Origin of the sequence: Streptomyces populi, assembly GCF_002911015.1 — a bacterium.
GTDB classification, from domain to species: domain Bacteria; phylum Actinomycetota; class Actinomycetes; order Streptomycetales; family Streptomycetaceae; genus Streptomyces; species Streptomyces populi.
In genome coordinates this window covers 1-7431 of the sequence record NZ_KZ627043.1, presented here as the reverse complement: position 1 = coordinate 7431, position 7431 = coordinate 1, and the positions used below count along the sequence as shown (strand labels likewise).

Below are 7431 nucleotides of genomic sequence, written 5' to 3'. Positions count from 1 at the left end.
CCCGGCAGGACTTTTTCAAAGGAACCTCGTCCCGGCCGATCGGCCGAAGACGGGGTATCAACATATCTGGCGTTGATTTTTGGCACGCTGTTGAGTTCTCAAGGAACGGACGCTTCCTTTGTACTCACCCTCTCGGGCTTTCCTCCGGGCGCTTCCCTTCAGTCTTGCGTTTCCGACTCTATCAGACCGTTTCCGTATCCGATTTCCTCGGTGCTTTCCAGGTTCCCGCTTCTGCGTTTCCCTTTCCGGCGAGTCCGACTCTATCAGATCCTTTCGGGCCTGACTCCCAGTCAGCGGGTTTTGTCTTCGCGGCTGTTGGGCCGTTCCGACGAGTGAGACATTAGCGGATCCCTGACTCCCGACCTAATCGGGGGCGTCCTTTCGAACGCGGAATCCTCATTCGCAAACACGCATGAAAACGAGCCGACGACGAGTCGCCGATCGTTGAATGATGGTGCGGAATGGTTGTCCGGGGACCGACCGGAGTCGACGCTCACGTCGGACAACTCGGAGAACACTACGGATGGGCCGGAGTCGTGTCAACTGCGGTCCGGACGGGTCACCCGAGGCGTACGCTGACGTCCATGACTACGCGTACGTGCACCCAGCAGTGGTGGGCCGCCTGACGGCGGCCGTACACACGTATGTACCCAACGGCCGCCGCCTCGGCGGCCGTCTTCGTTTCCCTCCCGGGGAGCCGGCCGACGAGAGCGGCGGCCTCGACCAGGAGGTTGAGAGATGACGCGGATCTTCAGCGGGGTCAAGCCGACCGGGCATCTGACGCTGGGGAACTATCTGGGCGCGGTACGCCGCTGGGCCGAAGTCGACCAGCACCGGGCCGAGGCCCTGTTCTGCATCGTCGATCTGCACGCGCTGACCGTGGACCACGATCCGGGCCGGGTCCGCAGGCTCAGCAGGCAGGCGGCGACCTTGCTGCTGGCCTCGGGACTCGATCCCGAGCAGTGCACCGTGTTCGTACAGAGTCATGTGGACGAGCACGCGCGCCTCTCGTATCTGCTGGAGTGCGTCGCCACCGACGGTGAGATGCGGCGGATGATCCAGTACAAGGAGAAGGCCGCACTGGAGCGGAAACGCGGTGGGAGCGTGCGGCTGTCCCTGCTGACGTATCCCGTGCTGATGGCGGCCGACATCCTGGCGTACGGGACCGACGAGGTGCCGGTCGGGGACGACCAGACGCAGCACGTCGAGCTGACCCGGGATCTGGCGGTGCGGTTCAACCAGCGGTACGGGCACACGTTCGTGGTGCCCCGCGCGACCCGGCCGGAGGTCGCGGCGCGGGTCATGAACCTGCAGGAGCCGACGTCGAAGATGGGGAAGAGCGACGACGTCGGACCGGGTGTCGTCTACCTGCTCGACGAGCCCGAGACCGTGCGGAAGAAGATCATGCGCGCGGTGACGGACAGCGGGCAGGACGTCGAGTACGACCCGGAGGAGCGGCCCGGGGTCTCGAACCTGCTGGAGATCCTGGCGGCGTGCCAGGGCTCGGACCCCGCCACCCTCAGCGGGGCGTACACGTCGTACGGCGCTCTGAAGAAGGACACCGCCGACGCCGTGGTCGAGCTCCTCGGGCCCGTACAGGATCGGCACAAGCAGTTGTGCGCGGATCCCTCGTACGTGGAGGGGGTGCTGCGGGACGGTGCGCGGCGGGCCAGGGAGATGGCTCGGCCGACGGTGGACTCGGCGTACGAGGCCATCGGGCTGCTGGCGCCCTCGGCCGGATGACCGGCTGACCGGGCTTCAGGCCGGTCGGCTGCCGGTGCCGGTCCGGCCCTCGGTCCCGAGTGCGACTCGGACCGAGGGCCGGACGGAGCGGGAGCCCGCGTCAGCTGTTGCCGGAGGCGAGTTCGCGGCTGCGGTCGCGGGCCGCTTCCAGCGCCGCGATGAGCGCGGCGCGTACGCCGTGGTTCTCGAGTTCGCGGATCGCGTTGATCGTGGTGCCCGCGGGAGAGGTGACGTTCTCGCGGAGCTTCACGGGGTGCTCTCCGCTGTCGCGGAGCATCACGGCGGCGCCGATCGCGGACTGGACGATCAGGTCGTGGGCCTTGTCGCGGGGCAGGCCGAGCAGGATGCCCGCGTCCGTCATGGCCTCGACCAGGTAGAAGAAGTACGCCGGTCCCGAACCGGAGAGGGCGGTACAGGCGTCCTGCTGCGACTCGGGGACGAGCAGCGTCTTGCCGACGGCGCCGAAGACCTCCTCGGCGTACGCCACGTGCTCGGCGGTGGCGTGGCTCCCGGCGGAGATGACGGACATGGCCTCGTCGACGAGGGCGGGGGTGTTCGTCATGACGCGCACGACGGGGGTGCCCGGGGCCAGACGCTCCTCGAAGAAGGAGGTCGGGATGCCGGCCGCGCCGCTGATGATCAGGCGGTCGGCGGGGATGTGCGGAGCGAGTTCGTCGAGGAGGGCGCCCATGTCCTGGGGCTTGACGGTGAGGATCAGGGTGTCGGCGGTCTTCGCCGCTTCCGCGTTGGAGACCGGGGTGACGCCGTGGCGCTCCTGGAGTTCCCTGGCCCGCTCCGGTCGGCGGGCGGTGACCAGGAGGTCGGTGGGGGCCCAGCCGGCTCGGATCATTCCGCTGAGCAGGGCTTCGCCGATCTTGCCGGTGCCGAGGACTGCGACTTTCTGAGGCATGGTTGCGGGTGCCCTCCGAGGGTTGAGTCGTCCGCGTTCATCCTCCCACCGGGATCATGGGGGCGGGTGGGATGTCCGGTGGGCGGACGGCTTCGTCCCCGGTCCCGGCCGGGGCGGGCCGGGGCGGGGCGGAGGGTCGTGGTCCGTCCGGTCGCGGGGTCCTACGGTGTCCTGCGGCGCAGGGTCGCCGCGCCGAGTCCCAGGACCAGCAGGGCGCTCCCGGCGACGATGAGCACGTCGCGCACGAAGGTCGTGGTCATGTCGGTGTGCCTGAGGACCTCGTTCATGGCGTCGACCGCGTACGACATGGGCAGGAGGTCGGAGATGGCCTCCAGGACGGGGTGCATGTCGGAGCGCGGGGTGAACAGGCCGCACAGGAGGAGCTGCGGGAAGATCACCGCCGGCATGAACTGGACGGCCTGGAACTCGGAGGCGGCGAACGCCGAGACGAACAGGCCGAGCGCCGTTCCGAGCAGGGCGTCGAGGAGGGCGACCAGCAGGAGGAGCCAGGGAGAGCCCGTGACGTCCAGGCCGAGGGCCCAGACCGCGAGCCCGGTGGCCAGGGCCGACTGGACGACGGCGAGCGCGCCGAAGGCGAGGGCGTAGCCGGCGATCAGGTCGCCCTTGCCCAGGGGCATGGCGAGGAGTCGTTCGAGGGTGCCGGAGGTGCGCTCGCGCAGGGTCGCGATCGAGGTCACCAGGAACATCGTGATCAGCGGGAAGATCCCGAGGAGGGACGCGCCGATGGAGTCGAAGGTGCCCGGGCTGCCGTCGAAGACGTAGCGGAGCAGGACCAGCATCACGCAGGGGACCAGGATCATCAGCGCGATGGTGCGCGGGTCGTGCCGGAGCTGGCGCAGGACGCGGGCCGCGGTGGCGGTCGTGCGGGAGAGGTCGAGCGCGCTCGGGCGGGACGCCGGTGTTTCCCTGCCGGAGGTGCCGGCGGGCGGGCTGGGCGGGGTGGGGCTCGTGGCCGCGGTGGAACTCATCGTGCGGTCTCCTCGCGGGGGTCGGGGCCCGGGGCCGGGGGTTCGGAAGTGAGGGGTTTCCGCGGTGACGGCGTGGTGTCCGCCGCGGGCCGGCGCGCGGCCGCGACCGCCTCGTCCACGAGGTGCAGGAAGGCGGCTTCGACCGTGTCCGAGCCGGTCCGTTCGCGGAGGGCCTCAGGGGTGTCGTCGGCGAGGATCCCGCCCTCGCGCATCAGGAGGAGCCGGTGGCAGCGCTCGGCCTCGTCCATGACGTGGGAGGAGATCAGGAGGGTCGTACCGCGTTCCTCGGCGATGGAGTGGAAGAGGTTCCACAGGTCGCGGCGCAGGACGGGGTCGAGGCCGACGGTGGGCTCGTCGAGGACGAGGAGTTCCGGGGCTCCGAGGAGGGCGACGGCGAGGGAGACGCGGCTGCGCTGGCCGCCCGAGAGGTTTCCGGCGAGGGCGTCGGTGTGGGAGGCGAGGTCGACGTCGGCGATGACCCGGGTGACGTCCGCGTGCCGGCGTTCGGCGGCGGCCCTGCCCGGGTCGAGGATCGCGGCGAAGTAGTCGAGGTTCTGGCGGACGGTCAGGTCGTCGTAGACGGAGGGCGCCTGGGTGACGTAACCGATGCGGGAGCGCAGTGCGGCGTCGCCGGCGGGGAGGCCGAAGACTTCGAGGGTGCCGCCGACCTTGGCCTGGGTGCCGACGGTCGCGCGCATCAGGGTGGATTTTCCGCAGCCGGAGGGACCGAGCAGGCCGGTGATCTGGCCGCGCGGGACGGTGAAGTCGAGTCCGTGCAGGACGGTGCGGGTGCCGCGGACGACCGTGAGGCCTTCGGCGCGGACGGCGGGAGGGGAAAGGGACACGGCTGTTCCTGTGGGGTCGGGCGGACGCGGACGAATAATCATCGCTTGATGAATATCCCTCCCGTGGGGTACGCGGGTCAAGGGCCGCGCGGTACCGGTGGAGCGGCCGAACGGCCGGAGTGCGGGGTGGTTCGGGGAGCCGGGTGGTTCAGGGGGCCGGGTGGTTCAGGGGGCTGGGTGGCCCGGGGAGCGGAGTGCCGGGTGGCCGGAGCGCCGGGCGGCGCAGGCGCGTGTCGGCGCGAACGGAACGGGATCGTCCGCGGCCTCGCCGACCGAAGCGCTCCCGCGTTCGCGTGACGCCGACCCGGAGGGGCTGCGCGGTCAACGGACTTACCTGACAATGGATTTCAATGTGCGGAACGGCGCCACATGCCGGGCCGCGCAGGTCCGCCGTGCCCTCCCCCGGCACGGCACCCACGCATCTCCCGCTGTCGACCGGAGGTGCTGTCGTGATGCGCAAAGCCGATCTGTTCGCGTCCCTCGTCGTCTTCCTGGTGGCGCTGCCCCTGTGTGTCGGGGTCGCCATAGCGTCCGGTGTGCCCGCCGAACTGGGGCTGGTGACCGGCATCGTCGGCGGGCTGGTCGCCGGGACGCTGCCCGGAAGCAGTCTGCAGGTGAGCGGGCCCGCGGCCGGGCTGACCGTGCTGGTCTACGAGGCCGTGCAGTCGTACGGGGTCCAGGCGCTGGGCGTACTGGTGCTCGGGGCCGGTCTCGTGCAGCTCGGGCTCGGGGTCCTGCGGCTCGGGCGGTGGTTCCGGGCCGTGTCCGTGGCCGTCGTGCAGGGCATGCTCGCCGGGATCGGACTCGTGCTGATCGCGGGTCAGGTGTACGCCATGGGCGACGCGGCCGCTCCTTCCGGCGGGCTCGGGAAGATCGCCGGGATCGTCTCGCTGGCCGGTGCCGCGGATCCCGTGGCACTGGTGATCGGCGCCGCCACCGTGGCCGTACTGCTGCTGTGGCCGCGCTGGCGGCGGGGTGCCCGGGTGGTGCCGGCGCCGCTGCTGGCGGTGGGGCTCGCCTCGGCCGTCACCGGGGCCTTCGATCTCTCGGTGCGGCGGGTCGAGGTGCGGGGGCTGTTCGATGCCGTGCGGACGCCGTCCACCGCGGACCTGGGCCGGCTCACGGAAGTGGGCGTGATCGGGACCGTCCTGGCGTTCGCGCTGATCGCGTCGGCGGAGTCGCTGTTCAGCGCGGCGGCGGTGGACCGGCTGCATCAGGGGCCGCGCACCGACTACGACCGGGAGCTGATCGCGCAGGGCGCCGGGAACACCGTGTGCGGGATGCTCGGGGCGCTGCCCATGACCGCCGTGATCGTGCGGAGCGCGGCCAACGTGCACGCGGGGGCGCAGACCAAGGTGTCGCGGGTGCTGCACGGGGTGTGGCTGCTGCTCTTCACGGCCGTGGTGCCCGCGGTGCTCGGGCTGATCCCGGTGGCGGCGCTGGCGGGGCTGCTGGTGCACGCGGGGTGCAAGCTCGTGCCGGTGCGGGAGGCGCGGAAGCTGTGGCGCGGGCATCGCGGTGAGGTGGTCGTGCTCGCGGTGACCGCGGTGGCGATCGTGGTGGGGAACCTGTTCGAGGGCGTGCTGGTCGGGCTCGCGCTGGCCGTGGCCAAGACGGCCTGGGACATCAGCCATGTGCATGTGGAGACCGAGGACCGGGGGGCCGCGGGCATGGTCGTACGGGTGGTCGGCAACGCCACCTTCCTGCGGCTGCCGAAGCTGCTGGACGCCTTGGAGGCGCTGCCCCACGACCGTGTCGTACGGCTGGAGCTGGGCGGACTGCGGCACGTGGACCACGCGTGTGCGGCGGCCCTCGAGGCGTGGGCCGCCGGGCGGGGTCACGAACGGATCGCCACCAGCAGTTCCACGACGTAGGCCTCCTCCACGAACCCCTCCGGGAAAGCCTGGAGGAGGTGGTCCCGTTCCTCGGCGAAGAACGCCCGGGTGGCCTCCTCGCCGAGGACCAGGAACTGAGAGTGGCTGCCGACGTTGGCGAGCCGGGTGCCGACCGGGACGCGCCGGCTCCAGCGGACCTGGCGGTGGGCGAAGGAGAGGGTGCCGGTGGGGTCGGCGACCAGGGCGCGGGCGGGCTGGACGGAGCTGGGGCTCCGCTCGGCCTTCCGGTCCCTCTCGTCCAGGCCGAGGAAGCGTTCGGCGCGCCTGGCCGCCGCCTCGATCCACGGGACGTCGAGCGCCTCGGTGTTCCACCACAGCGCCAGCGCCCCGCCGGGGCGCAGCACGCGCAGCGCCTCCGGCACCGAGCGGCTCGGCTCGGTCCAGTGCCAGGACTGGACGTAGGTGAGGAAGTCCATGGAGGCGTCGGCGAGGGGCAGGGCGTCGCCGCTGCCCCGCACGATCGGGATGCCGGGGTGGACGCGGCGGAACTCGGCTGCCATGCCGGGGCCGGGTTCCACGGCGAGGACGTCCGCGCCGCGGCCGTGCAGGAGTCCGGTCGAGATGCCGGTGCCCGCTCCCACGTCGGCGGCACTGGCCCCGCTCAGGGACCGGCCCGCGAGGTCTTCGACGGCGTCGAAGAGGGCGGGCGGGTACGAGGGGCGGTTGGCGGCGTACTGCGTCGCGGCGGCGTTGAAGGAGTGGGCGCGCTCGGCGTGCTGGGAGGCTCCGGCGGGAGTGGAAGGGGAGGGCGACGAGGAAGGCGTCATGCGGGCATGATCGTGGGTCGTGCGGGGCCGGGGGTAGAGAATTTCCTGCCGCGCCTCGGGGCGCGGGGCCGACCGGTGGGGGGCAAGGCCGTGCGGTGGGTGGGGCAGGCGGTGCGTCGGGGCGCGGGGCCGACCGGTGAGGGGCAAGGCCGTGCGGTGGGGCGGGCGGGCGGTGCGTCGGGGCGCGGGGCCGACCGGTGAGGGGCAAGGCCGTGCGGTGGGCGGTGCGTCGTGGGGCGGGGCCGTGCCGGTGCATCAGCCCGTCGCCGTCGGGTGAGGCGT

General features: G+C 71.7%; 6 protein-coding genes. 2 read left to right on the top strand and 4 right to left on the bottom strand.

From position 1 onward, the window contains the following. Positions 1-738 precede the first annotated feature (738 nt). Complete coding sequence (trpS, locus tag CW362_RS41980) at positions 739-1743, top strand: tryptophan--tRNA ligase (RefSeq protein WP_103554843.1); 1005 nt, start codon at positions 739-741, stop codon at positions 1741-1743. Between the two features lie 100 nt (positions 1744-1843). Here trpS and proC read toward each other — a convergent pair whose 3' ends face one another. The 3 genes from proC to CW362_RS41965 all read right to left on the bottom strand — a co-directional run bounded on the left by proC (position 1844) and on the right by CW362_RS41965 (position 4529). Further along, positions 1844-2653, bottom strand: a complete 810-nt coding sequence (gene proC / locus CW362_RS41975) for a pyrroline-5-carboxylate reductase (protein WP_103554842.1) — start codon at positions 2651-2653, stop codon at positions 1844-1846. Positions 2654-2814: 161 nt separating this feature from the next. Further along, on the bottom strand, positions 2815-3642 hold the full coding sequence (locus tag CW362_RS41970) for an ABC transporter permease (protein WP_103554841.1): 828 nt from the start codon (positions 3640-3642) through the stop codon (positions 2815-2817). Next, positions 3639-4529 (bottom strand): ABC transporter ATP-binding protein, encoded by an 891-nt coding sequence (locus CW362_RS41965; protein ID WP_103554840.1) that lies wholly within the window; start codon positions 4527-4529, stop codon positions 3639-3641. The genes CW362_RS41970 and CW362_RS41965 overlap by 4 nt, the downstream gene beginning before the upstream one ends. Before the next feature lie 410 nt (positions 4530-4939). Here CW362_RS41965 and CW362_RS41960 point away from each other — a divergent pair, with 410 nt between their 5' ends. Next, positions 4940-6361: a SulP family inorganic anion transporter gene (locus CW362_RS41960; protein WP_103554839.1), complete on the top strand. Its 1422-nt coding sequence runs from the start codon at positions 4940-4942 to the stop codon at positions 6359-6361. On the opposite strand, the gene CW362_RS41955 is transcribed toward CW362_RS41960, so the two are convergent. Then, a complete protein-coding gene (locus CW362_RS41955; protein ID WP_103554838.1) occupies positions 6325-7149 on the bottom strand; it encodes a class I SAM-dependent methyltransferase in 825 nt (274 codons plus the stop codon). The two genes, CW362_RS41960 and CW362_RS41955, sit on opposite strands and share 37 nt — an antisense overlap. Positions 7150-7431 lie beyond the last annotated feature (282 nt).